Source organism: Mesorhizobium sp. CA10, from assembly GCF_020165285.1.
Classification (GTDB): domain Bacteria; phylum Pseudomonadota; class Alphaproteobacteria; order Rhizobiales; family Rhizobiaceae; genus Mesorhizobium.
This window is the reverse complement of sequence record NZ_JAIUHV010000012.1, coordinates 62,745-85,536: the sequence shown is the minus strand read 5'-3', so window position 1 is coordinate 85,536 and position 22,792 is coordinate 62,745. Positions and strand designations below refer to the sequence as shown.

Below are 22,792 nucleotides of genomic sequence, written 5' to 3'. Positions count from 1 at the left end.
TGCTCAAACGGCCGCTTCGATCGGCTCGGCAAGCTTGGGGCTGGCTCGTGCGGCGATCAGGCAGCCGGCAACGATGAGACATGCGCCTGCCAGCGTGGTCCAGGTCACCTTCTCACCGAAGAAGAACCAGCCAAGCGCGATCGCCCAGATGAAGGCCGAGTACTCTGTCGGGATCAGATATTGCGCTTCGGCACGGGCGTAGGACCAACTCATCAGGAATTGGCCGGCGAGCGACAGCATCGCCACGCCTGCCAAGGGAAGCCAAAGTTCTCTCGGCAGCGCAACCGCAAGCCAAGGCGCCGCGCAACCCAGGATGATCCCGACGAAGATATTCTGGAACAGCATGATCTCGACCGGCTTGGCCAGAAGCGCCTGTCGCCGGGCGAGGATCAGATTGTAGCCGTAGAAGACCGTCGATACGAGCACGGCGACCGTGCCCAAAAGCGCATCCTGCGAATGGCCTGCCTGCCCGAACTGGCCGGCCAGTATGATCAAGACGCCCGCGATGCCGGCCAGCGACGCCCACACCGCCTGCCGCCTAATGCGCTCGCCCAGCAACAATGCGGCGAGGAAAAGCGCAAACAACGGCGCGACGAAGCTCAGGCCTATGGCTTCGGCGAGCGGCAGCCTGGCGAGACCCCAGAAGAACGAGACTAGGACGATGCCGACAATGACCGCGCGCAGCGCATGCAGACCGAGCACCGGGAGGGTCGGTTTCGAGCGTGGCCCCGTCGACCAGGCCGCGCCCGCGACCACGGTCGCGACCATGCTGCGCCATAGCACCGTATTGTAGACGCCGACCGCGATGACCAGCGACTTCATCGCCGCATCCATGCCCGACAGCAGGAAGATCGCCAGCGCGCAGACGAGCACCGGGATCGTCGGGGAAACGGCGCCGTTCAGGCTGGATGTCTTCACGGCTTCGCTCACATGACGGATTGCCGCCGAATAGTCCGGAGCGGCCGGCGAAACCAGATGGCAGCCGCCACCGACATTGCGATCCAATCGCGATTGGCGAGGTGAAAAACTCGCCTCGCCGTTGAGTGCCGAGATGCGAAACTGTCCCGCCGGCGTTGCAATGCTTCTCCGCCGCGACATGCTCAATCCAGTGACAGCCCCACGACCTCGCCCTCGCCCATCAGCGGCACGAAGATCCTTTCGCCGTCCGTGCCGATATCGGCGCTGCCCGGCTTGAAGGTCGCTACCACCGTCGACGCGCCGCCGGGCTTGTAGCCGTAGAGCGTGCCGGTCATGTAGGCGGTGGCGTAGATGGTGTCGCCAATGGCGATGACGCCGTCGAGATCGGCGAATTTTTGGGCGCCGGGCAGCGGCGTGACCTTCTTTGTGGCAAGGTCGACGGACAGCAGGCCGCCGGGCTCGGCGGTGCTGAAATCGGTCCTGTTGATGTCCTTGCCCCAGGACGCGACGATCAACCTGCCGCCATTAGCGAACACGCCGTTCGGCGAAGCGAGCAGCGCATCCTTGACGAACAGTTCCGGCCTGTCGCCGTCGATGCGGTAGATCGTGTCGGCCAGCATGTCGCTGACATAGACCTTGCCGGCACTGTCGGCGGTCATGTCGTTGAGAAAAACGGCGCCGGGCACATCGATGGTCTCGACCAGTCTGCCGCTGGCGAGATCGACGACGCGCACCTTGGTGATGTCGGCGGCGTAGAGCCTGCCGCCGGCGATCGCCATGCCCTTGGGCGCGTCCATGCCGTCCACCCAGCGGCGAGAGATGACCTTGCCGTCCATCGACAAGAGCGACAAATAGCCATTGCCGTCCACCGCGCCGGGATTGCCGACGATGTTGGAGACGATGATGCGGTTGTGGGCGGCATCGACAAGGGCCGATTCCGGCTGCTCGAAGCCGGCGGCGCGCCAGAGCTCGCCGGCCTGCGCGGCGGATATGACGGAGATGGCGGCGAAGACGGTTGAAGCGACGAGGTGTTTCATGGATGCTCTCCTGTGATGACGGCAGAGAGCTAGGATTTTCGATACTTTCCTGGAAGCCGGAACGAGACTAGTATCGCAGTTCAATACGAATTCGCGCGAATGAGGCGCAGTCCATGAACGGTCCGATCTTCGAGGCGCTGAAACGGACGCTGAAGGCCAAGGGCCTGACCTACCGGACGCTCGCCGAGCGCATGGGCGTTTCCGAGCCGACGGTGAAGCGCATCTTCCATGAGAAGAACTGCAAGCTCGACCGGCTGATGGAGATCTGCGCCGCGGCCGATGTCGAGCTGGAGAACGTGCTCGGCGCGATGAACCGCGGGCCGGGTCCGGCCAACCGCGTCGCGCCGGAGATCGAGCGCCGGCTGGCGGCGCGGCCGGCCCTGCTCTTCGTCTTCGTCATGCTGTCGGAGAAGTTCACGCCCGAAGGCATCATGCGCTCGCAAGGCCTGAGCGAAGCTTCGATGTTCCTCTATTTGCGCGACCTCGAGGAGCTCGGGCTGGTGGCGCTGGGGCGCGGCCTGTCGGCAAGGCTACTGGTCGACGCGCCGATCCAGTGGGATTTCGAGGGGCCGCTGAAGCCGCATTTTGAGATGACCAACAAGAACTTCATCGGCTGGGCGATCGGCCATATGGAGCAGGCCGCGACCTTCATCAGCTTTTCCCGGCGGATGCGGCCCGAAACGGCGGAAATGCTGCGCCGCGAGGCCGACGAGCTCGCCGAACGTGCCAGGCTGCTTGCCCATCACGACCAGCACACCACGCCCGAGGACCAGCTCACCGGCTACAAATGGACCTTCGCCTTCGGCGCGACGCCGTTTCCGGCGATCATGCCGATCGGACCGCATCCGAGGGATGCGGGCGCCAGGGCGGCGAAGGAGAAACGAGCGCTGCCGGCGTAGCGCTGCCCCTTCTCCCCTTGTGGGAGAAGGTGGATCGGCGCGCAGCGCCGAGACGGATGAGGGGTGCTCCAGCTTGGCCGCAGCGCTTGTCCAAAGCCGCAATCGCCAACGCCTCGTTCCCTGGAATACCCCTCATCCGGCCGCTTCGCGGCCACCTTCTCCCACAAGGGGAGAAGGAGACACGCCGCGCTAAGCCGCCTTTGCTTCTTCCTGCGGTCCGGCGAGATCATCGCGCGCCTTGCGGGCCAATCTCTTGGCCGAGCGCTTGGGGTTGTCGCCGAACAGCTCGGCGGCATCCGCAAGGCAGGCCTTGGCCAGACTCTTTTCGGCACGTTTCAGCAGCTTGCGCAGAAGCTTCGTCTCGTCGGCGGGGCCGAGCGGCTCGCCTTCGGCGTCGAGCAGGGCGCAAATGACGAAGACGTCGTGCAATTCGCCGAGCTGCTCGCCGAGCCTGTCGACCGCCTTGCGGCGCGCCTTGATCGGCGTCGGCCACAGGCGGCCGAGCAGCGACAGATGCATGGCGTGCGTCTTTGCCGCCTTGCGCAGGTCGTGAAAATCGTCGGCCGCGCCGCGTGATTCCGCCTTGTCCAGCGCCTTCTTCGCCCGCCGCAAGGTGGCGCGGGCGCCGTCGGCCAATATGTCGGCCGCCTGCTCCGGCTGGTCGGGCAAAGTCAGCCTGTCGATGCGCTCCAGGCCTTCCCGGCATGCGGCGATCGCCGCATTGATGGCGGCGTCGAGGCCGGGACCGGCATGGAGCTCGTGCTGGCGCAGCACCAGCCGTTCACGCACGGGGTCGAGACCGCCGCCTGCAGATTGTTCCGGAAAGGCATCGGCCAGACGGTCGATAGTTTCGATGAGAGCGGTCGCCTCGCGCGGGCCGGCCAGCAGCGCCGACACCTGCTTATAGCATTCGTTTTCGGTCTGGCAGAACGGTTCGTCCCCGGAACGAACCAGGCGCAGCAAGGCGCGCACGCTTTTCAGCCGTTTGCGGCATTTGTGCAGTCCCTGCTCCGGCTTCTCTCGCGCCATCTCGAGATGAGCGACTGCCTTGCCGATCTCGTCGGCCAATATGCGCCTGACCTCGCCGGTCAGCGGCAAGCGCGGATCGATGCGGAAGCTCATGCGGCGATCTCCGGAATCCCCCCGAGGGCCAGCGACGCGTTGTAGAACCTCGACTCGCCGGTGACCTCGCGACCGAGCCAGTCGGGCAGCATTTCGTCAGATACGTCCTCCGGCGTCTCCAGCTCCGCGATCACCAGCCCCGCGAGCTTTCCGCCGAAAACATCGACTTCATAGAGATAGCCGCGGTGTCTAACATGGTGGCGTGTCTTCTCGATGACACGTCCGACGGCGAACGCCATCAATTCCTCGGCCTCGGCAAGCGGGATCGAATATTCGAATTCGTCGCGCTCGCGCGCCCTGTCGCCGAACTTCAGCGTCAGCTTGGCGGAGCGCCCGTCGCTGATCCGCACCCGCACCGTGCGGCCGGGCTGCGCGGCGACATAGAATTGACGAATGCGGATTTCCGCCTCGACCTCACCGCGCCAGGCGGGACTGGAGACCAGGAATTTGCGCTCGACTTCCTTGCTCATGGCCGGGCACTAAAGCCTGTGAGGGCCGGGAAGGCAAGCCGAGTCGAGGCCAAATTTGACTTTAATCAATCGATTGATTAAAGTGGAGGTATGAACAAACGATCAATCGCAAGAAGGCCGCAGCGCGAGGTCGGCACCGCCGATCAAACGCGCGCGGCGCTTGTCCACGCGGCGCTCAGGCTGTTCGGGCGAAAGGGTTTCGACGGCACCTCGACGCGGGAGATCGCGGCCGAGGCCAAGGCCAATATCGGTTCCATCGCCTATCATTTCGGCGGCAAGGAGGGCCTGCGCGCCGCCGCTGCCGACTTCATCATCGACACCATCCAGGGAATTGCCGGCCAGGCGTTGGGCGGCGTGCAAGCAACGGCTCCCCTGGACCCGGAAGCAGCCCGAGCGCAGCTTTTCGCGGCGCTCGAGCGGATGGTGGGTTTCGTCGTGGCCAGTCCGCAGGCCGGCGAGATCGTACAATTCGTACTGCGCGAGCTCTCGCATCCGACCGCCGCGCTCGACCGCATCTATGCCGGCGTGTTCGAGCCGACGCACCGGCGGCTGTGCCAGGTCTGGGAACAGGCGACCGGCGAGCCGGCCGAGAGCGAAGCGACCAAGCTTACCGTCTTCACCATGATCGGCCAGGTCATCTATTTCCGCATCGGCCGCGAGGCGGTGATGCGCCGGATGGGCTGGCGCGACATCGGCAATGAAGAGGCCGCCAAGGTGGTGGCGGTCGCAACCGACAATCTCCGGGCAATGCTGGCCGCGCGGGGGGCCGCCGCCGGCAAGAAGGGCAAATCATGAGCTTTCTCTGTTCGCTGCCGCTCGCGGCCCAATTGTTCGGCGCCTGCGCGCCGGCCGCACCTTTGGCCGTCGGCTATGTCGAAGGCGAATATGTGCTGATGGCGCCGATCGAAGTGGCCCAGGTGGCGACGGTGTCGGTTCGGCGCGGCGACCGCGTTGAGAACGGCATGGCGGTGGCGACGCTGGAAGACGCCGACGCCAAGATCGAGGTTGCGCAGGCTAAAGCCGCACTTGCGCAGGCGCAGGCGCAGCTTGCCGATCTGCAGGTCGGCAAGCGCCCCGAGGAAATCGCCGTGCTCAAGGCCGAGGTCGACATGGCCAAAGCCCAGGCGGCCGACGCCAAGCGCAAATACGACCGCGCCAGCGACCTCTACAAGCGCGGCACCGGCACCCAGGCCGACTACGACACCGCCTCGGCTTCGCTGGAGACCGCCAACGCCCAGGTCGGCCAGGCGGAAGCCAATCTGGCCGTCGGCAATCTGCCGGCGCGGGCCGAGACCATCAAGGCCGCCGACAACCAGGTCAAGCAGGCGCGGTCGACCCTGGAGCAGGCCGAGTGGCGGCTGTCGAAGCGGGTGCTGGCGGCGCCCTCGCCTGGCCGCGTCAACGACGTCATCCGCAATCCAGGCGACACAGCCGGGCCGACCGCGCCGGTGATCTCGATGCTGCCGGACGGCGCCGTGAAGCTCAGCGTCTATGTCCCCGAAAGCGCGTTCTCGGCGGTCAAGGTCGGCACCGAGCTCAACGTCCGTTGCGACGGCTGCGGGACAGGGCTGAAGGCACGCGTCAGCTATGTCTCGCCCGACCCCGAATTCACGCCGCCGGTGATCTACTCGCTGGAGAACCGGCAGAAGCTGGTCTATCTCGTCGAGGCGCGGCCGGAGGGCGATGCGGGACCACTGCAGCCCGGTCAGATCGTCGATGTCGATCTTGCGGATCTCGGGCAATGAACGCCATCGACGTTCGCGGCCTGGTCAAGCGCTTCGGCGACAAGACCGTCGTCGACCATGTGACGATGACGGTCGCCGAAGGCGAGATCGTCGGCTTCCTCGGGCCGAACGGCTCGGGCAAGACGACGACCATCCGCATCATGTGCGGGCTTTTGACGCCGGACGAAGGCGACGGCACGGTGCTGGGCTTCGACATCCGCACCGACGCGCTCAAGATCAAGCGCGAAGTCGGCTACATGACGCAGAAATTCTCATTCTACGAGGATTTGACGATCGGCGAGAACCTCGAATTCGTGGCGCGGCTCTACCGGCTGAGGCCGGTCGAGGAGTATGTCTCGCGCACGCTTCAGGATCTCGGCCTGGCCAGCCGCCGCAACCAGTTGGCCGGCACGCTTTCCGGCGGCTGGAAGCAGCGGCTGGCGCTGGCCGCCTGCATCATGCACGAGCCGAAGCTGCTTCTGCTCGACGAGCCGACGGCCGGCGTCGATCCGAAGGCGCGGCGCGAGTTCTGGGACGAGATCCATCGCCTCGCCGGCGGCGGGCTGACCGTGCTCGTCTCCACCCACTACATGGACGAGGCCGAGCGCTGCCACCGCATCAGCTACATCTCCTACGGCAAGATGCTCGCCACCGGCACCGTGGACGAGGTGGTGAAGAATGCCGGGCTGACCACTTTCGTCTTGCAGGGGCCGCGGCTCGACCAGGTGGCCGAGGCGCTGCAAGGCAGGCCCGGCGTCGACCAGGTGGCGCCGTTCGGCGCGACGCTGCATGTCGTCGGCTCCGACAAGGCGGCGCTCGAAAAGGCGCTGGCCGACGTCGAGAAGGAACACAAGGGCGTCACCGTGAAGCCAGGCGAGACCAGCCTCGAGGATGTGTTCATCCAGTTCATGGCCGGCTCGAAGGACAATATGGCATGAAAGCGGTCTTCTCCTTCGCCAGGCTGGGCGCGCTGCTGACCAAGGAATTCATCCAGATGCGGCGCGACCGCATCACCTTCGCCATGATGCTGGGGGTGCCGCTGATCCAGCTGGTGCTGTTCGGCTATGCGATCAACAACGACCCGAAGAGCCTGCCGGCCGCGCTTGTGGCGACCAGCAGCGACCCTTACACGCGGGCCATGGTCTCGGCGCTGCAGACCACCGGCTACTACCGCTTCGACCATGTCGCGCAAAGTGCGGCGGAAGCCGAGTTCCTGATGGCGCGCGGCGACGTCTCCTTCGTCGTCACCATCCCCGCCGATTTCGCCCGCCGCGTCGAGCGCGGCGACAATCCGCAGATCCTGATCGAGGCCGACGCCACCGACCCGGCGGTGGCCAGCGGCGCGATCTCGACGCTGAGCACCGTGGCAGGCCAGGCGCTGCTCAGGGCGCAGGGCACTGAGGAAACGGCCAAGGAGGCGGCGCGCGGCCAACTCGATGTCGTCGTGCACCGGCGCTACAATCCCGAGGGCATCTCGCAATACAACATCGTGCCCGGCCTGCTCGGCGTCATCCTGCAGATGACGATGGTGATGATGACCTCGATCGCGCTGACGCGCGAGACCGAGCGCGGCACGATGGAAAACCTGCTGGCCATGCCGTCGAGCCCGCTCGAGATCATGATGGGCAAGGTGCTGCCCTACCTGGTGGTGGGCGCGGTGCAGGTGGTGGTGGTGCTGGCCGCAGCGAAGCTTCTGTTTGCCATTCCCTTCATGGGGTCGCTGTCGCTGCTGCTGTCCACAGTGCTGGTGTTCGTGCTGTCGCTGGTGCTGCTCGGCTACACGATCTCGACGATTGCGCGCACGCAGATGCAGGCGCTGCAGCTCACCTTCTTCTTCTTCCTGCCCTCGATCATGCTGTCGGGCTTCATGTTCCCCTATCGCGGCATGCCGGGCTGGGCGCAGACCTTTGGCGAGATCTTCCCGCTGACGCATTTTTTGCGCATCACCCGCGCCGTCATGCTGAAAGGGGCAGAGCTGCCGGCGGTGGCTACGGAAGTCGGTTGGCTGGTGGTGTTCGTGGCATTGTTTACCGGCGTAGCGCTGGTGCGGTTCAGGCGCACGCTGGACTAGGGTCAAAACTAATGGTTGGGAGCGCCCGAATTAAACCGAAATCGGACCTAAGCGCGTTCTCCAAAGACGTAGACAATGAGGAGAAGAGTGCCGAAGGAGCCGAGGCTGCCAATTACTGCAGCGAATAGAAGATAGCGCAGATGTTTGAATTCGCTTTGGACGAAGATGCCACTAGCTCGGCTATTCTTGCGTGCAGCTCGCTCCCAATATGGAAGCCCCCTTTCATCGGGCTTTGTTGCGAGCGCTTCCGTTTTTGTCAGGCTGAGATAGATACCGCAAAGCATTCCCACAAAGCTGACGAGAAAGACAGCAACACCGGCCCCCAACGCAAGATGGACGAGCAATGGTTGTCCTTCCATGACGAGCTGCATATTCTCCTAGACCTTGATCGTGCTATCTCTGCTATCGTAATGGCTTAACATCCGCTTTCCACTCATCGCGGCCGTTTGCGGCAACCGGGTGATCCTTTTCATCCGGATACGGCTGCGTCCAATCAGACGGCACGCAATCGCGGAACCAAGTCGCCACCGCTAAGCCGCCGCCATGATCTCCGCATAGGTGCCGAAATCGACATTGCCGCCGGAGAGCACTACGGCGACGCTTTTGCCGGCAAGGTCGATCTCGCCGGATGACAGCGCGGCAAAAGCGACGCAGCCGCCGGGCTCGACCACCAGCTTGAGATAAGCCATGGCGTCACGCATCGCCTGGGCGGCGGCCTTGTCGGAGACGGCGACGGCGCCGGCGAGATTCCGGCGGTTGATCTCGAATGTGATGGCGCCGGGTTCGGCGGTGAGCAGCGCATCGCAGATCGAGCTATGGCCGGGCTCGTTCGCGACCCGCTCGCCCTTGGCCAGCGAGCGGCGCGTGTCGTCGAAATGCTCGGGCTCGACCGCCCAGACTTGCGTGCTCGGCGAAGCGTCCTTGACGGCGACGGAGATGCCGCTCGACAGGCCGCCGCCGCCGCAAGGAACGACGACGGCGTCGAGCGCTGCGCCAAGCGCTTTCGCCTGCTTGATCAGTTCCAAGCCGATCGTGCCCTGGCCGGCGATGATCGCCGGATCGTCGAAGGGCGGCACCAGCGCCATGCCCTTTTCGATATAGGGGCGAACGACCGTCATGCGGTCGTCCTTGTAGCGATCGAACGGCACCACTTCGGCGCCCATCTTGCGGACATTGCCGATCTTGAGCGCCGGCGCATCGGCTGGCATGGCGATCACCGCCTTGACGCCGAACATGGCGGCCGAGGCCGCCACCCCTTGCGCGTGGTTGCCGGAGGAGAAGGCGACGACGCCCCGGCCGCGCTCTTCCTCGCTCAGGGTAGACAGCTTGTTGTAGGCGCCGCGAATCTTGAAGGAGCCGGTTCGCTGCAGCGTCTCGGGCTTGAACAGAATGCGGCCGCCATAGCGCTCGTTGAGCTCGGGCGATTCGATGAGCGGCGTTTCGACGATCAGGCCGGAAAGCCGCTCGGCGGCGGCGCGGATGTCGGAGATGCCGGGCAGGGTGAGCATGATGGGCCTCGCGGGATAAGACCCGTCATGGTGCACGCAAACCGGGGCGTCGCGCCAACGAAAAAATGTGATGGAGACAAGGTTTTGGAAGATGCGCCAGCGGCTGTCACCTTCGTCATTCCAGGGCGGAGCAAGGAGCGGAGCGACGCGCGCAGACCCTGGGAATCCATGCCGTGACGTCCGTGACGCGCGAAAGCGGACCAGAATTGGGTCGCCTTTTACAGCGAATTTGGAACGATTGTTCTGCACCGCCGCATTCTACGGCAGAAGTCACGGCATGGATCTTCGGGTCAAGCCCGAGGATGACGAAAGCGCAGGTTCACCCCAGCAGCGTCTTCGTCCTTTTGCTGCCGCCCAGCTTGCGCCAGGAGTTGAAGCGGTGGGTGGCGGCGGCGAAGGATATCTTCATCTGCTGGGAAACCGTGTAGCGCGACTTGCCTTCGTCGAACATGCGGTAGCAGCACTCGGCGCCTTCCTCGGTCAGCTTGCCGTCCGGCGTCTTGTTGTGCGGGTTGGCCGGGTCGAATTTATCGAGCTGTTCCTCGACAAGACCTTTCAGGCGCTGCAGGTCGGCCTCGATGCTGGCGATGAGATCGAGAACCGGCTTGGCGTCAAATGCGTGCGGGGGCTTCTTGTCCGTCATGCCGGGCGTCCTTCAATTTCGGTGGCGGTCAGTTATATAGGCAAACATTCGGCAATAATGAAGGGTTTGGCCTCGCGCGATCAGCGTTCGCGCGCCCGCAGCCCGCGCCGTTGGCAATTGACCTTCAACTGCCAAGATCATAGTTTAGAACAATTCTAAACTAGAGTGATCCCATCATGCTTTCCCGTGTTTTCGGCTTCGGCCGCCGTTCCTTCGATTCGCTTTCGGAGCAGGAGATCCTGGCGCTGGCGATCTCTTCCGAGGAGGATGACGGACGCATCTACCGCGCTTATGCCGATGGCCTGGCACAGGACTTTCCGCAATCGGCAAAAGTGTTCGAGGCGATGGCCGAGGAAGAGGACGGCCATCGCGATTCGCTCATCGAGCTTCACCGCAAGCGCTTCGGCGAGCGCATCCCGCTGATCCGGCGCGAGCATGTGAAAGGCTATTTCGAGCGCAAGCCGGACTGGCTGGTGAGGCCGCTCGGCATCGAGCATGTGCGGCGGCAGGCCGAGGAAATGGAGCGGCAGGCCTATCGCTTCTATGTCGAGGCGGCCAAGCGCACCACCGACGCCTCGACGCGCAAGCTGCTCAATGACCTCGCCGCGGCCGAGCAGGGTCATGAAAGCTCGGCGCATGAATTGGAGCAGCAGCATGTGCCGGGAACCGTCAAGGTGGAGGAGGCGACGGCCGAGCAGCGCCAATTCATCCTCACCTATGTGCAGCCCGGGCTGGCCGGGTTGATGGACGGCTCGGTGTCGACGCTGGCGCCGATCTTCGCCGCGGCGTTCGCCACGCACGACACCTGGCAGACGCTTCTGGTCGGCCTCGCCGCCTCGATCGGCGCCGGCATCTCGATGGGTTTCACCGAGGTCGCCTCCGACGACGGCAAACTGTCGGGGCGCGGCTCGCCGATCAAGCGCGGGCTGACGGTCGGCCTGATGACTTCGCTGGGCGGCCTCGGTCACGCGCTGCCCTATCTGATCCCGCATTTCTGGACGGCCACTGCCGTGGCGGCGGTGGTGGTGTTCTTCGAACTCTGGGCGATCGCTTTCGTGCAGAACCGTTACATGCAGACCCCCTTCTGGCGCGCCGCCTTCCAGGTGGTGCTGGGCGGCGCGCTGGTGTTCGGGGCGGGCGTGCTGATCGGCAATGCGTAGCGCCGGCGCTCTCCTTCTCCCCTTGTGGGAGAAGGTGTCGCCGAAGGCGACGGATGAGGGGTGCTCCAGGGAAAGCAAGCGTCTCACTCCGCTGGAACACCCCTCATCCGTCTCGGCGCTTGCGCGCCGATCCACCTTCTCCCACAAGGGGAGAAGGGGGAGCCTACCCATTCACCTCGCGGCTATCCTGCGGCGCCTCGGCCCTTTCCTCCATCCCATAGTCGCGCATGACATGGGCGATGCGCAGACGGTAGTCGGCAAAGATGCCGCCGCGCCCGGCTTTCTGCGCCTGCCGGTGCTCCTCGGTGTTGCGCCAGGCTTTCACCGCTTCCTCGTCGCGCCAGAAGGACAGCGACAGAACCCGCCTGGGGTCGGTCAGGCTCTGGAAGCGCTCGACCGAGATGAAGCCGTCTATGCTCTCAAGCAGCGGCTTAAGCTCGGCGGCGATGCCGAGATAGGCATCGCGCTTGCCTTCCGCCGGCTCCACCTCGAAGATGACAGCGATCATGTCTCGACCCCTTCCTTGACAACCACGTCGGTGCGAAAGACCTGTCTCGGCCCATGCGGCCCGGACACCAGCTTCAGGAAGAGGCGATCTTCCTTCAAGATGAATTTCTCGCGCCGCGCGAATTCATAATTCGCCTTGCCCGCTGGGTCGGCGGCAAGCCGCGCGCGGTAGGCCTCGTAGGCCGCGAGGCTCTCGATGTTGTAGACGGCGTAAGCGGTGGTGGCGGAGCCTTCATGCGGGGCGTAATAGCCGATCAGGTCGGCGCCGCAGCGCGGAATGGCCTGGCCCCAGGCCCGCGCATATTGCTCGAAGGCCGCCTTGCCGAACGGGTCGATCTCGTAGCGGATAAAGCAGGTGATGGTCATGTCGGTCTCCTCGTCGGCTGGTTTTGGACGACGACGGTTCGACCGCGGTCGAAACATCGCTTGCGCCTTTGTGCTAGGCATTCTCCTGTCAGGAGAGTTTGCCGCGCTGCTTGAGCCGACCGCAGAATAGTGCTTCCCTGACAGGAATGCTTCGATGAGGATCGAACCATGCGTGAAGGACCCGACATCGCCCGCATCGCCAGCCTGGTCGGCGACCCGGCCCGCGCCAACATGCTCAACGCTCTCATGGGCGGTACGGCGCTGACCGCGTCGGAACTAGCGCTGGAAGCGGGTGTGTCGCTGCCCACCGCTTCCTCGCATCTGTCGAAGCTGATGGATGGCGGCTTGCTGACTTTGGCCAGCCAGGGCCGACACCGCTATTACGGTCTCGCCGGCGCGCAGGTGGCCGGCATGATCGAGGCGATCATCGGCGTCGCCGAAGCGGTCGGCCCGAAGCGTGTGCGGCCGGGACCGCGCGACGCGGCCATGCGCGTGGCGAGGGTCTGCTACGATCACCTGGCCGGCGAGCAGGCGGTGGCGATGCTCGACCGGCTGCTCGACAGGAAGCTTTTGCTGCGCGACGACAACCAAATCAGGCTCTCGCCGTCCGGGGCCGCGCATTTTTCCGCGCTCGGCATCGAGACCGGTGTCAAGGCGCGGCGGCCGGTTTGCCGCGCCTGCCTCGACTGGAGCGTGCGGCGATCGCACCTCGCCGGCACGCTTGGTGCGGCCATCCTCGACAAGATCATCGCCGAGAAATGGGCGCGACGCGAGAAGGACAGCCGCGCCGTGGTGTTCTCGCCGACGGGCAGGCAGGAGTTTGAGCGGGTGTTCCTCTCCTCGGCGGGCAATTTCGCGATGCTGTCCCGCCGACGTTGAAAATTATCCCCGCTTCAGCACCTTCCCCAGCTTGAAAAACTCCCTCCACGGATCGGCCTTCTTCAGCTGTGCCAGCGTGGAAGCATCCCCAAGCGGGAACGCATTCGGCGCCAGGCCTTTCTTTATCTCCGGCCAGGTCGCCGGCATCGATATCGTCGCACCCTTCTTGGCGCGTGAGGAATAGGGCGCGACGGTGGTCGAGCCCCTGCCGTTGCGCAGATAGTCGACGAAGATCTTGCCGGTGCGCGCCTTCTTCGACAGCGTCGCCGTGTAGCGGTCGGGCGCGGCCTGCTCGAGCGCGCGGGCGAAATCATGGGCGAAATCCTTGACCTCATCCCACTCCGCCGACGGCTTCAGCGGCACCAGCACGTGATAGCCCTTGCCGCCTGAGGTCTTGACCAGGTTCGGCAGCGACAGCTCGTTGAGCTGCTCGTGGATGTCGAGCGCGGCCTCGCGCACGCGGCCGACATCGACGCCTTCGTCAGGATCGAGATCGAAGATGATCTGGTCCGGCTTTTCCAGCTTATCGATCGTCGAGCCCCAGATGTGCACCTCGACCACGCCGTACTGGACAAGCGCGGCCAGCCCGTCGAAATCCTTGATGAACAGTATCTCCTCGCCATCGGTCGGATCCTTCATCCTGGCGATCTTGTCGCTCATGCCGGGCGAGGCGTGTTTCTGGAAGAAGCGCTGGCCGTGGATGCCGTCCGGTGCCCGCACCAGGCTCAGCGGCCGGTTGACGACGAATTCCGCCATGCGCGGCCAGACCAGAGCGTAATGGTCGAGCAGGTCCCGCTTGGAAACCTTTTCGTCGGGCCATAGCAGCTTGTCGGGATGCGAGAGCTTGATCGAGGTCTTCGCCGTTCCGGCCGAGGGTTTCGGCGCGGTCTTTGCACCCGGCTTCGCCCCGGTTTCGGCGTTCTTCGGCTGTTCCTGCACGACTTCCTCCGCCGGCTTGTCCTCGCGCAACCCCTGGAACGAGGCGTGCCGGATTATACGGTCGGAAGTCCAGCTGCGGAACTCCACCTCGCCGACAAGTTCCGGCTTGACGAAGGTGAGGCCCTTGCCCTTGGGCACGGCGGCCGAGAACGGCGAGGCCGTCGCCTTGAGGCCGTCGAGCTTCTTCTTCAAATCCGTCATCACCTTGCCGGAAAAGCCGGTGCCGACACGGCCGGCATAGTGCAGCTTGCCGCCTTCGTTGAAGCCGACCAGCAGCGAGCGCAGGCCGCGCCCGGTCTTGTCCGAGGGCAGATAGCCGCCGATTACGAATTCCTGGCGCAGCGTGCATTTGGATTTGATCCAGGAGAGCCCCCGCCCACTGCGGTAGGGCGCGTCGGCGCGCTTCGAGACCACGCCTTCCAGGCCCATGCGGCAAACATGTTGCAGCATCACCTTGCCGGGCTCGTGGAAATGGTCGCTGAAGCGCAGCGCCGAATTTTCGGGCTGCTCGCCGAGCAGCTCAGCCAGGGCTTGCTTGCGCTCGACCAGCGGCTCTCGGCGCAGATCCTCGCCATTGAGCCTCATCAAGTCGAAGACGTAATAGATGAAGCGGTCGGCGCGGCGCGCCGACAGATCCGCCTGCAGCATCGGGAAGGACGACACGCCACTGTCTGCCAGCACCACGATCTCGCCATCGATGATGGCGTCGCGGCATTTCAATTTGGCCAGCGCGGCGGTGACCGGCCCCTCGAATTTCCCGGTCCAGTCGAGGCCGGCGCGGGTGAGCAGCCGGACCTCGCTGCCGGCGATCTGCGCCTGCATGCGGTAGCCGTCGAATTTGACTTCATGCAGCCAGTCCTCGCCGGCGGGCGCATCCTTTTCCAGCGTCGCCAGCTGCGGCTCGATGAATTCGAGACGCTTGCCAGGCCCGGCCTTGGTCTTGGCGGCAGCCGGCCTGTTGGATTGCCAGACTTTCGGTGTCTGCCCCCTGGCGGTCTTGCCTTCGCCCACCTCCTCGATGGTCAGGCCCGACTTCACCGATTTCGGTTCCTCCTCGAGAACATCCTCGCCGGGCCGGGCGGCGGCATCGTCGGATTTGATCAGCAGCCAGTTGTCGCGCTTCTCGCCCGGGCGGGGCCGCAGCCTGACCAGATGCCAGCGGCCGTTGAGCTTGTGGCCCTCGAGCTCGAAGTCGATATGGCCCTTCTTCATGCCCTTGGCCGGATCGCCATCCGGCGTCCACTTGCCTTCGTCCCAGACGATCACCGAGCCGCCGCCATATTGGCCCTTCGGAATGGTGCCTTCAAAAGACGCGTAGTCGATCGGGTGATCCTCAACATGCACGGCCAGCCGCTTCTCATGCGGATCGAGGCTCGGGCCGCGCGTCACCGCCCAGCTCCACAAGACGCCGTCATGCTCAAGCCGGAAATCATAATGGAGCCGCGTGGCGGCATGCTTCTGGACGACGAAGATGCCGCCGCCTTGCTTTTGCCTGCCGACCTTGCCGGCCGGCTCGGCGGTCTGCTTGAAGTCGCGCTTGGCGTGATACTGCTCGAGGCCGGCCATGCCGCCATCCTCCTATGCGGATTTGCGTTTTGGCGCGGCCTTGCTCTTGCTTTTCCCGGCCGCCGCTTTCGATGTGGCCTTGCCGGCTTTGCCGCCGCCTTCCGCGTTCAGGCTCTTCTTCAACGCATCGAACAGGTTGACCACGTTGGACGGCTTTGGCTGCGCCTTGGCCTTGGGCGCCTTCTTGCCCGCCTTTTTGGCGCGGATCAGCTCAAGCAGCGCCTCCTCGTAGCGGTCGTCGAATTTCGACGGGTCGAACTTCGTCGTCTTGCCGTCGATGATGTGCTGGGCCAGGTCGATCATCTCCTTGTCGGTCTTCGCCGCCGCGATGTCCTCGAACACCGTCGCCGGCCGGCGCACCGTGTCGTCGTAGCGCAAGGTGGTCAGCACCATGCCCTTGCCGAGCGGCTCGATCGCCACCGGCCGCTCGCGCCGATAAAGCACGATGCGCGCAAGTCCCGCCATCTTCCTGGCCGCCATCGCGTCGCGGATGACGGCGAAGGCTTCTTGCGACACCTCGTCCGCCGGGGAAACATAGTAGGGCGTGTCGAGGTAGATCTGCTCGATCGAGGATTTCTCGACGAAGCCGTCGAGGCTCATCGTGTGCGAGGATTCGATCTGCACCGCCTCAATCTCGTCCTCCTCGATATGGACGAAGTCGCCGTCGCTCACCTCATAGCCCTTGACCTCGTCGCCCTCCTCAAGCGGCTTGCCGGTGCCCGCATCGACATAGATGCGCTTCACGGTATTACCGGTCTTGCGGTTGAGGATGCGGAAAGAGACTTTCTCGGCATGGGTCACGACGTTGGTGAGCTCGATGGCGCATGTGACCAGCGACAGTTTGAGATAGCCCTTCCAAGCCGGGCGTGGTGCCATTGCGAACTCCTGCGCGATGCGGTTTCAACCGCAACGGACAGGGGTTCGCTTGGGTTCCGGGAGGGCTGGCCACGCAGCCTGCTATTCGGCGGCCTGCAGGTTGACCTTGCTTTCCGCGATCTCGGTGAGCTTGCGGTCCGTCGCCTCTTCTTCCTTGAGGTTCTTGGCCAGCACGTTGGCGCAGTCGCTGCGGCCGAGCTGCTTGGCCCAGGCGATCAGCGTGCCGTAGCGCGTTATCTCATAGTGCTCGACGGCCTGGGCGGAGGCGATCAGCGCGGCATCCAGAACCTCCTTGTCGTCGACATCGCCGCTGACTTCGTCAGCCTCCGCGAGGATGCCGTCGATGGCCGGGCAATTGACGGTCTTGGCCTTGACGCCGTGCAGCTCGAACACCTGCTCGACCCGCTCGATGTGACCCTTGGTCTGCGCGAGATGCTTCTCGAAGCCGCCCTTCAATTGCGGATCGGTCGCCTTATCGATCATCTTCGGCAGCGATTTCTCGATCTGCTTCTCGGCATAATAGATGTCGCGCAGCGTGTGGATGAAGAGGTCGTCCAGCGTCTTGATGTCTTTCGAAAAGAAGCCCATGGCGGTTGCCTTTCCATGTTTCGCATTGTCGGGAAGTTGCGCGGCAGAGGGCCGCCAACACGGCCGGTTCGCCCCCGGCCTTGAGGGGTCAACGTCGTGTTCCGGGACAGGTTCCTGCCCGACCAGGCGCACGAAAGGAAATTCCCTGTCACCGGCCGGACGTGAAACAGATGCGCGCGCAAGCGACATCGGAACGAAACATATGTGATGCAAAAGTCACATGGAGCGGAATCGCGACGAAAGGCGCCGAAAGACCCCGAATCAGCCGCAATCCCGCCACGAAGCAACGTGTTTCGGACCAGAAATTAACATCACGTTCACCGACTATTCACGCCTCGACGCTATGCTCTCGAACAATTCGGACGGGACATCCGAAAGCGGGACAGGGACCAGGTAAAATGAACTTCTGGAATCACATCGCCGGCTATGCCGCAGCCATTCGCGAATTCGTCGCGCCGACCTATCGGCCGGAGCGCTATTACATGCGCGGCCCAGGCCCGGCCTGCGCGCGCCGCGGCAACTCGCTGGGCGTCGGCGTGAACTGATCATGACCCGCGAACGAGCCCACCATGGCCGCATCTGCCGGCCGGCCGCCGACCAGCGCGCCACCACCTATCGCGCCGAGCGGTTGACGCTCGCCGGCAACTGGCGTGCGACAACGCCGCGACTTTGACGCCGCCGCCGGCTGCCTTAGTGTCTCCCCTAGCTTAGTGTCCCCTTGGTACAGCGTAAGGGGGTCACAAGCAGCCGGGGCCGCCATGACCGACCTGCCCGAACGTCCCATCTTGCCGCGCCGGGCCTATGACGCCCGCCAGCCGCTGATCGTGTTCGACGGCGTCTGCGTGTTCTGCTCGGGCTTCGTTCAGCTCATCCTCAAGCTCGACCGGAAAAGACGTTTCCGCTTCGCCACCGCGCAGTCGCCGCTCGGCGAGGCGCTGTTTCGCGAGCACGGCCTGCCGACCGACGACTACGACAGCAACCTCGCCATCATCGACGGCGCGGCCTTCACCAAGCTCGACAGTTTCGTCGCCGTCATGGACGCGCTCGGCTGGCCATGGCGCTCCGCGAAGGCGCTGCTCATCCTGCCGCGGCCGCTGCGCGACTGGCTCTATGACCGCGTAGCCAAGAACCGCTACGCGCTGTTCGGCCGGAAAGACAGTTGCGAGATACCTTCGGCCGAATTGCGGGAGCGATTGATCGGCTGACGGCGGTGCCGGCAACACTGGGGGCAGAGCATGAAGCTTCTCATCGTCGGCGGCTACGGCACCTTCGGCGGACGCATCGTCCAATTGCTGGAGAATGAGCCTCGGCTCGAGCTCATTATCGCCGGCCGGTCGCTGGCAAGGGCCGAGGCTTACTGCAAAGGACGGGGCGCGACCGAGGCCAGGCTTGTGCCGACGGCATTCGACCGCGACGGCGACCTTGCCGCGCAACTCGCCGGCATGCTGCCCGACATCGTGGTCGACGCCAGCGGTCCGTTCCAGGCCTATGGCGAGGGGCGCTACCGGCTGGTCCAAGCCTGTATCGGTGCGCGCATCCACTATCTCGACCTTGCCGACGGTTCGGACTTCGTCGCCGGGGTATCAGCCTTCGACGCGGCGGCTAAGGCGGCCGGCGTAATGGTGCTCTCCGGCGTGTCGAGCTTTCCTGTGCTGACGGCGGCGGTCGTGCGGCGCCTTTCGGCCGGCATGGTGCGTGTCGACGGCATCCGCGGCGGCATCGCACCGTCGCCCTTCGCCGGCGTCGGCGAGAACGTCATCCGCGCCATTGCAAGCTATGCCGGCCGGCCGGTGCAGATGCTGCGGGGCGGCAGACCGGCCGAAGGTTATCCGTTCACCGAGCAGATGCGCTATACGATCGCGCCGCCCGGGCGCGTGCCGTTGAGAAACACGCTGTTCTCGCTGGTCGACGTGCCGGATTTGCGCGCGCTGCAGGCGTTGTGGCCGGAAACGAAGATGATCTGGATGGGCGCCGGCCCGGTGCCCGAGCTGCTGCACCGGGCGCTGATCGGCCTGGCTTGGCTGGTCCGCGCTGGCCTGGTGCGGTCGCTGTCGCCGCTGGCGCCGCTGATGCATTGGGCGACCAACCGGCTGTCATGGGGCGAGCATCGCGGCGGTATGTTCGTGGAGGTCGACGGCGCAGATGCAGAGGGCAGACCAAACAAGCGGTCCTGGCACCTGTTGGCCGAGGGCGATGACGGGCCGCTCATCCCGTCCATGGCGGTCGCGGCGATCGTCCGCAAGGCGCTCGACGGCCGCATGCCCCCACCAGGCGCGCGGGCGGCCGTGCGCGACGTCGAGCTGGAGGACTATGAAACGCCGTTCGCCGGCAAGACGATTTACACCGGCTTCAGGGACGACACCGGCAAAGGGAAGGCGCTTTATCCCGATCTGCTCGGCGATGCGTGGGAAAGCCTTCCGGCTGAAATCCGCGCCATACATGAGGGAGCGGCAATGGCGAATGGACGCGCCAGCATCGAACGCGGCGGCGGCATTCTTAGCCGGCTTGCCGCCCGCATGGCCGGCTTCCCACCTGGCGCGGCCGATGTCCCCGTCAAGGTGCGTTTCGCTGCCGACGGGCACGGTGAGACCTGGACGCGGACTTTCGCAACGTACGGTTTTTCGAGCCGGCAGTTTGCCGGGCGTGGCCGATCGGAGCGGCTGCTTTGCGAGCGCTTCGGCCCGCTCACCTTCGCCATGGCGTTGGTGGCGGGCAAGAACCGCCTGTCGCTCGTGCTGCGCCGCTGGAGCTTTCTCGGCCTGCCGCTGCCGATGTGGCTTTGTCCGCGCTCGACCGCGTACGAAACCGTCGAGGACGGCCGCTTCCGCTTCCATGTCGAGATATCGCACCCGGTCGCCGGGCTGATCGTGCGCTACCGCGGCTGGCTTGAGCCGTCGCACGGTTCGAGCACGGTGGGTTCGCCGGCCGTCTCGCCCAGTTCGCGGCAGCCGGCGGCCGTGCACAGCGTCCAACCCTTCCCGGTGGCGCCGGACGCCGCGAGCACCAGGCGCGGCTGGGGTCCGATCCGTGGCGCATAGACCCACCAGCCGCTGCGCAGCACCGAGCCCTCCGGGGGCTCCATGCCGGCGCCGGAGCCCTTGACCCGCGCCTCGACGGCCTGCAGCCCGGCCGGCGACACGTTCCAATCCTCCTGCCAGCGCGTCCGTTCCACCGAATGCGTCCAGGACAGCGTGAAGGCGGCGACGGCAAGCGTCACCGTTTTGCCGGCGGCAAGGATGCACAGGCTCATGCGGTCCCCGCCGTGGACAGCCGGCGGGCGCGCCACCAGTGCCAGCCGATCCAGACAAACGCCAGCGCCCAGCCGGTCTCGTCGGTGAGCGGCAATGCGGCCACCAGCAGCAGGCCGGCGCAGAACGCGACGAGACGCTCCCACCAGGCCATGCGGCGGGCGAGGAAGCCGACGGCGGCGGCGCCCCAGAGCACGATGCCCATGCAGGCCTTGACGAGGATATAGCCGACCTCGACGGGATAGCCGAACGACGCCGCGATGGGACCGGCGTCCTGCAGCATCAGCGCCGGCGTGTAGACGGCCATGAACGGCACGACGAAGCCGGCAATGGCGAGCTTGGTCGCCTGGATGCCGATCTTGAGGCCGCTTTCCTTGGCCATGGGTGCTGCGGCAAAGGCGGCAAGCGCCACCGGCGGGGTCAGGTCCGCCATGATGCCGAAATAAAAGACGAACATGTGGCTGACCACCAGCGGCACGCCGAGCGAAAGCAGCGCCGGGCCGGCAAGCGAGGAGGTGATGATGTAGTTGGGAATGGTCGGAATGCCCATGCCGAGAACCAGGCAGGTGAGCATGGTCAACACCAGCGACAGGAACAGATTGTTCTCGCCGATGGAGATGATCCAGCCGATGAAGGTGGAAGCGATGCCGGTGAGCGTCAGCGTGCCGATGACGATGCCGACGATGGCGCAGGCGATGCCGACGGGCAGGGCGTTCTTGGCTCCTTCGGCAAGCGAATCGACGCAAATGCGCAGTGTCTGGCGTCCGCCCTTGAAGGCGAGGCAGGCAATGACGAGCGCCGCGATGACGAGGCTCAGCACATTGACGCCGAAGCGCATGAAGGATGCCGCCGCAAGACCGAGCGCCAGCCAGAAAACGAGGCGAAAGGCGAACGGCCCGATCAACGCCGCCAGCGGCGTGCCGAGGATGAGCACGACGGTCAGTGCAAGGCCCATCGTGCCGGCGAAGATCGGCGTGTAGCCGGCAAACAGCAGATAGACCAGCACCGCGAGCGGCAGCACGAGCGGCCAGTGCTTCCTGACTGCCTCCCAGGGATTGGGCAACTCCGCCTTGGCCATGCCGTGCAGGCCGGCCTTGCCGGCCTCCAGATGCACCTGCCAGAAGCAGGCCCCGAAATAGAGCAGCGCCGGGATGATCGCCGCCTTGACCACCTCGGCGTAAGGGATGTTCAGGGTCTCGGCCATGATGAAGGCGACGGCTCCCATCACCGGCGGCATGATCTGGCCCCCCATCGAAGAGGTCGCCTCGACCGCGCCGGCGAAGGCGGAGCGGAAGCCGAAGCGCTTCATCAACGGAATGGTGAACTGGCCGCTGGCGACGACATTGGCGACACCCGAACCGGAGATGGTGCCCATCAGCGCCGAGGACAGTACGCAGACCTGGGCCGGGCCGCCGCGCCACGAACCGACGAGGCCAAGCGCGAAATCGTTGAACAGCGCGATCATGCCGGCCCGTTCGAGGAAGGCAGCAAAGACGACGAAGATGAAGATGTAGGCGGCCGAAACATAGATCGGCGTGCCGTATATGCCTTCTGTGCCATAGGCGAAGGTGTCGACAAGCTGCGCGAAATCATAGCCGCGATGGATGAAAGGCGGCGGCAAATGATTGCCGACGAAGCAATAGGCGAGGAAGATGAAGGCGATGATCGCCAGCGGCAGGCCCATCAGCCGCCGCGCCGCCTCGAAGACCAGCACCACCAGCAGTGCGCCGACGATCAGGTCGGGCGTGGTGAGGAAGCCGGAGCGGCGGATGAGGTCGGCATAGAAGAACCAATTGTAGAGGCCGGTGGCGAATCCCAGCACGCCAAGCACCCAGAAGCCCGCCTTCGCCGCGGCGCTCCTGGCGCGCAGATTGGCGATCAGGCCGAAACCGAGCAGCAGCAGGAAGCCGACATGCATGGCCCGCACCACCTGGCTGGGCAGGCTGCCATAAGCGGCGATGTAGATCTGGAAGACCGAAAAAGCGACCGCAATCAGGAAGGCCGCCTTGCCGGCGAGGCCTTCGCCAAAACCGGGCGGCAGACCTTCGACTTGTTCCTCGGCGACGGGAAGATGGAACGTGGGCGGGTTGCCCTCGGTTGTTGTTCCGGACGCTGCTTCGGTCATCCGACGGGCTCCAGGATGAACGAATGGCAGTGCGAGGCACCGCCCTCTGCCCTGCCGGGCATCTCCCCCGCAAGGGGGGAGATCGGAAGCGTCAATGACGGCGCTCTTCCTGCTACATCGGCGATTGGCGAAGCGCGCGGCGACAG

The 22,792-nt window shown here is 65.0% G+C and carries 24 protein-coding genes and 1 pseudogene; 11 read left to right on the top strand and 14 right to left on the bottom strand.

The features are described from left to right. Positions 1 to 3 precede the first annotated feature (3 nt). Entirely contained in the window at positions 4 to 930 is a 927-nt protein-coding gene (locus tag LB535_RS23120) for a DMT family transporter (protein WP_224633916.1), read from the bottom strand. Positions 931 to 1,100: 170 nt separating this feature from the next. After that, the gene (locus LB535_RS23115; protein ID WP_224633845.1) at positions 1,101 to 1,955 is read right to left on the bottom strand and encodes an ATP/GTP-binding protein; all 855 of its coding nucleotides are present in this window, start codon (positions 1,953 to 1,955) and stop codon (positions 1,101 to 1,103) included. A gap of 113 nt (positions 1,956 to 2,068) precedes the next feature. Between LB535_RS23115 and LB535_RS23110 the strand changes: the two genes are divergently transcribed. Next, entirely contained in the window at positions 2,069 to 2,854 is a 786-nt protein-coding gene (locus tag LB535_RS23110; RefSeq protein ID WP_224587372.1) for a helix-turn-helix domain-containing protein, read from the top strand. Between the two features lie 189 nt (positions 2,855 to 3,043). On the opposite strand, the gene LB535_RS23105 is transcribed toward LB535_RS23110, so the two are convergent. After that, positions 3,044 to 3,976, bottom strand: coding sequence for a CHAD domain-containing protein (locus LB535_RS23105; protein WP_224633844.1), 933 nt, complete (start codon positions 3,974 to 3,976; stop codon positions 3,044 to 3,046). Continuing rightward, a complete protein-coding gene (locus LB535_RS23100) occupies positions 3,973 to 4,446 on the bottom strand; it encodes a CYTH domain-containing protein (protein WP_224606543.1) in 474 nt (157 codons plus the stop codon). Before LB535_RS23100 ends, LB535_RS23105 begins: the two co-directional genes overlap by 4 nt. 90 nt (positions 4,447 to 4,536) lie before the next feature. Here LB535_RS23100 and LB535_RS23095 point away from each other — a divergent pair, with 90 nt between their 5' ends. Genes LB535_RS23095 through LB535_RS23080 form a run of 4 tightly spaced genes read left to right on the top strand, consistent with a single transcriptional unit; the run spans position 4,537 to position 8,241 of the window. Further along, a complete protein-coding gene (locus tag LB535_RS23095; RefSeq protein ID WP_224633843.1) occupies positions 4,537 to 5,241 on the top strand; it encodes a CerR family C-terminal domain-containing protein in 705 nt (234 codons plus the stop codon). Next, positions 5,238 to 6,191, top strand: a complete 954-nt coding sequence (locus tag LB535_RS23090; RefSeq protein ID WP_224526199.1) for an HlyD family secretion protein — start codon at positions 5,238 to 5,240, stop codon at positions 6,189 to 6,191. Before LB535_RS23095 ends, LB535_RS23090 begins: the two co-directional genes overlap by 4 nt. Continuing rightward, a complete protein-coding gene (locus LB535_RS23085) occupies positions 6,188 to 7,108 on the top strand; it encodes an ABC transporter ATP-binding protein (protein WP_095770115.1) in 921 nt (306 codons plus the stop codon). The genes LB535_RS23090 and LB535_RS23085 overlap by 4 nt, the downstream gene beginning before the upstream one ends. Continuing rightward, positions 7,105 to 8,241: an ABC transporter permease gene (locus LB535_RS23080; RefSeq protein ID WP_224633842.1), complete on the top strand. Its 1,137-nt coding sequence runs from the start codon at positions 7,105 to 7,107 to the stop codon at positions 8,239 to 8,241. The genes LB535_RS23085 and LB535_RS23080 overlap by 4 nt, the downstream gene beginning before the upstream one ends. Positions 8,242 to 8,288: 47 nt before the next feature. Here LB535_RS23080 and LB535_RS23075 read toward each other — a convergent pair whose 3' ends face one another. From LB535_RS23075 to LB535_RS23065, 3 genes are all read right to left on the bottom strand, one after another. Then, the gene (locus tag LB535_RS23075) at positions 8,289 to 8,612 is read right to left on the bottom strand and encodes a hypothetical protein (RefSeq protein ID WP_224633841.1); all 324 of its coding nucleotides are present in this window, start codon (positions 8,610 to 8,612) and stop codon (positions 8,289 to 8,291) included. Between the two features lie 159 nt (positions 8,613 to 8,771). Next, positions 8,772 to 9,749, bottom strand: coding sequence for a threonine/serine dehydratase (locus tag LB535_RS23070; RefSeq protein WP_224633840.1), 978 nt, complete (start codon positions 9,747 to 9,749; stop codon positions 8,772 to 8,774). A 319-nt stretch (positions 9,750 to 10,068) separates the two neighbouring features. Then, positions 10,069 to 10,392 (bottom strand): hypothetical protein, encoded by a 324-nt coding sequence (locus LB535_RS23065; protein ID WP_095770189.1) that lies wholly within the window; start codon positions 10,390 to 10,392, stop codon positions 10,069 to 10,071. Between the two features lie 176 nt (positions 10,393 to 10,568). On the opposite strand from LB535_RS23065, the gene mbfA reads away from it, so the two are divergent. Beyond that, entirely contained in the window at positions 10,569 to 11,552 is a 984-nt protein-coding gene (mbfA, locus tag LB535_RS23060; protein WP_224549729.1) for an iron exporter MbfA, read from the top strand. Between the two features lie 163 nt (positions 11,553 to 11,715). Here mbfA and LB535_RS23055 read toward each other — a convergent pair whose 3' ends face one another. Beyond that, on the bottom strand, positions 11,716 to 12,060 hold the full coding sequence (locus LB535_RS23055) for an antibiotic biosynthesis monooxygenase family protein (RefSeq protein WP_224633839.1): 345 nt from the start codon (positions 12,058 to 12,060) through the stop codon (positions 11,716 to 11,718). Next, positions 12,057 to 12,425 carry an NIPSNAP family protein gene (locus LB535_RS23050; protein ID WP_224633838.1) on the bottom strand — a complete coding sequence of 123 codons (369 nt, stop codon included), beginning with the start codon at positions 12,423 to 12,425 and terminating at the stop codon, positions 12,057 to 12,059. The genes LB535_RS23055 and LB535_RS23050 overlap by 4 nt, the downstream gene beginning before the upstream one ends. Positions 12,426 to 12,593: 168 nt before the next feature. Here LB535_RS23050 and LB535_RS23045 point away from each other — a divergent pair, with 168 nt between their 5' ends. Further along, positions 12,594 to 13,304 carry an ArsR/SmtB family transcription factor gene (locus LB535_RS23045; RefSeq protein ID WP_224633837.1) on the top strand — a complete coding sequence of 237 codons (711 nt, stop codon included), beginning with the start codon at positions 12,594 to 12,596 and terminating at the stop codon, positions 13,302 to 13,304. Positions 13,305 to 13,307: 3 nt separating this feature from the next. Here the strand turns inward: LB535_RS23045 and ligD are convergent, their stop codons facing one another. The 3 genes from ligD to LB535_RS23030 all read right to left on the bottom strand — a co-directional run bounded on the left by ligD (position 13,308) and on the right by LB535_RS23030 (position 17,273). After that, positions 13,308 to 15,809 carry a DNA ligase D gene (gene ligD / locus LB535_RS23040; protein ID WP_224633836.1) on the bottom strand — a complete coding sequence of 834 codons (2,502 nt, stop codon included), beginning with the start codon at positions 15,807 to 15,809 and terminating at the stop codon, positions 13,308 to 13,310. A 12-nt stretch (positions 15,810 to 15,821) separates the two neighbouring features. Next, positions 15,822 to 16,685 carry a Ku protein gene (locus LB535_RS23035; RefSeq protein WP_224633835.1) on the bottom strand — a complete coding sequence of 288 codons (864 nt, stop codon included), beginning with the start codon at positions 16,683 to 16,685 and terminating at the stop codon, positions 15,822 to 15,824. Between the two features lie 81 nt (positions 16,686 to 16,766). Then, positions 16,767 to 17,273, bottom strand: coding sequence for a ferritin-like domain-containing protein (locus tag LB535_RS23030; RefSeq protein WP_095770182.1), 507 nt, complete (start codon positions 17,271 to 17,273; stop codon positions 16,767 to 16,769). Positions 17,274 to 17,671: 398 nt separating this feature from the next. Here LB535_RS23030 and LB535_RS23025 point away from each other — a divergent pair, with 398 nt between their 5' ends. The 4 genes and pseudogenes from LB535_RS23025 to LB535_RS23015 all read left to right on the top strand — a co-directional run. After that, a complete protein-coding gene (locus LB535_RS23025; RefSeq protein ID WP_095770181.1) occupies positions 17,672 to 17,818 on the top strand; it encodes a hypothetical protein in 147 nt (48 codons plus the stop codon). Positions 17,819 to 17,820: 2 nt separating this feature from the next. After that, positions 17,821 to 17,946 carry a hypothetical protein gene (locus tag LB535_RS28890; RefSeq protein ID WP_263481806.1) on the top strand — a complete coding sequence of 42 codons (126 nt, stop codon included), beginning with the start codon at positions 17,821 to 17,823 and terminating at the stop codon, positions 17,944 to 17,946. An 85-nt stretch (positions 17,947 to 18,031) separates the two neighbouring features. Next, positions 18,032 to 18,478, top strand: a complete 447-nt coding sequence (locus tag LB535_RS23020; protein WP_224607271.1) for a thiol-disulfide oxidoreductase DCC family protein — start codon at positions 18,032 to 18,034, stop codon at positions 18,476 to 18,478. 30 nt (positions 18,479 to 18,508) lie between these two features. Further along, a pseudogene (locus tag LB535_RS23015) lies at positions 18,509 to 20,101 on the top strand (DUF4166 domain-containing protein); the annotation flags it as partial. 44 nt (positions 20,102 to 20,145) lie between these two features. Here the strand turns inward: LB535_RS23015 and LB535_RS23010 are convergent. Continuing rightward, entirely contained in the window at positions 20,146 to 20,523 is a 378-nt protein-coding gene (locus LB535_RS23010) for a DUF1850 domain-containing protein (protein ID WP_224633834.1), read from the bottom strand. Beyond that, a complete protein-coding gene (locus tag LB535_RS23005; RefSeq protein ID WP_224633833.1) occupies positions 20,520 to 22,646 on the bottom strand; it encodes a TRAP transporter permease in 2,127 nt (708 codons plus the stop codon). The genes LB535_RS23010 and LB535_RS23005 overlap by 4 nt, the downstream gene beginning before the upstream one ends. Between the last annotated feature and the right edge of the window lie 146 nt (positions 22,647 to 22,792).

Bases quoted from the DNA above. Each gene is read 5' to 3' on its own strand.
- LB535_RS23115 (WP_224633845.1), bottom strand. From the start codon at position 1,955: ATGAAACACCTCGTCGCTTCAACCGTCTTCGCCGCCATCTCCGTCATA.
- LB535_RS23005 (WP_224633833.1), bottom strand. From the start codon at position 22,646: ATGACCGAAGCAGCGTCCGGAACAACAACCGAGGGCAACCCGCCCACG.
- LB535_RS23105 (WP_224633844.1), bottom strand. From the start codon at position 3,976: ATGAGCTTCCGCATCGATCCGCGCTTGCCGCTGACCGGCGAGGTCAGG.
- LB535_RS23030 (WP_095770182.1), bottom strand. From the start codon at position 17,273: ATGGGCTTCTTTTCGAAAGACATCAAGACGCTGGACGACCTCTTCATC.
- ligD (WP_224633836.1), bottom strand. From the start codon at position 15,809: ATGGCCGGCCTCGAGCAGTATCACGCCAAGCGCGACTTCAAGCAGACC.
- LB535_RS23020 (WP_224607271.1), top strand. From the start codon at position 18,032: ATGACCGACCTGCCCGAACGTCCCATCTTGCCGCGCCGGGCCTATGAC.
- LB535_RS23045 (WP_224633837.1), top strand. From the start codon at position 12,594: ATGCGTGAAGGACCCGACATCGCCCGCATCGCCAGCCTGGTCGGCGAC.
- LB535_RS23050 (WP_224633838.1), bottom strand. From the start codon at position 12,425: ATGACCATCACCTGCTTTATCCGCTACGAGATCGACCCGTTCGGCAAG.
- LB535_RS23095 (WP_224633843.1), top strand. From the start codon at position 4,537: ATGAACAAACGATCAATCGCAAGAAGGCCGCAGCGCGAGGTCGGCACC.
- LB535_RS23065 (WP_095770189.1), bottom strand. From the start codon at position 10,392: ATGACGGACAAGAAGCCCCCGCACGCATTTGACGCCAAGCCGGTTCTC.
- LB535_RS23110 (WP_224587372.1), top strand. From the start codon at position 2,069: ATGAACGGTCCGATCTTCGAGGCGCTGAAACGGACGCTGAAGGCCAAG.
- LB535_RS23070 (WP_224633840.1), bottom strand. From the start codon at position 9,749: ATGCTCACCCTGCCCGGCATCTCCGACATCCGCGCCGCCGCCGAGCGG.
- LB535_RS23035 (WP_224633835.1), bottom strand. From the start codon at position 16,685: ATGGCACCACGCCCGGCTTGGAAGGGCTATCTCAAACTGTCGCTGGTC.
- LB535_RS23085 (WP_095770115.1), top strand. From the start codon at position 6,188: ATGAACGCCATCGACGTTCGCGGCCTGGTCAAGCGCTTCGGCGACAAG.
- LB535_RS23055 (WP_224633839.1), bottom strand. From the start codon at position 12,060: ATGATCGCTGTCATCTTCGAGGTGGAGCCGGCGGAAGGCAAGCGCGAT.
- LB535_RS23010 (WP_224633834.1), bottom strand. From the start codon at position 20,523: ATGAGCCTGTGCATCCTTGCCGCCGGCAAAACGGTGACGCTTGCCGTC.
- LB535_RS23075 (WP_224633841.1), bottom strand. From the start codon at position 8,612: ATGCAGCTCGTCATGGAAGGACAACCATTGCTCGTCCATCTTGCGTTG.
- LB535_RS23080 (WP_224633842.1), top strand. From the start codon at position 7,105: ATGAAAGCGGTCTTCTCCTTCGCCAGGCTGGGCGCGCTGCTGACCAAG.
- LB535_RS23025 (WP_095770181.1), top strand. From the start codon at position 17,672: ATGAACTTCTGGAATCACATCGCCGGCTATGCCGCAGCCATTCGCGAA.
- LB535_RS23100 (WP_224606543.1), bottom strand. From the start codon at position 4,446: ATGAGCAAGGAAGTCGAGCGCAAATTCCTGGTCTCCAGTCCCGCCTGG.
- mbfA (WP_224549729.1), top strand. From the start codon at position 10,569: ATGCTTTCCCGTGTTTTCGGCTTCGGCCGCCGTTCCTTCGATTCGCTT.
- LB535_RS23090 (WP_224526199.1), top strand. From the start codon at position 5,238: ATGAGCTTTCTCTGTTCGCTGCCGCTCGCGGCCCAATTGTTCGGCGCC.
- LB535_RS28890 (WP_263481806.1), top strand. From the start codon at position 17,821: ATGACCCGCGAACGAGCCCACCATGGCCGCATCTGCCGGCCGGCCGCC.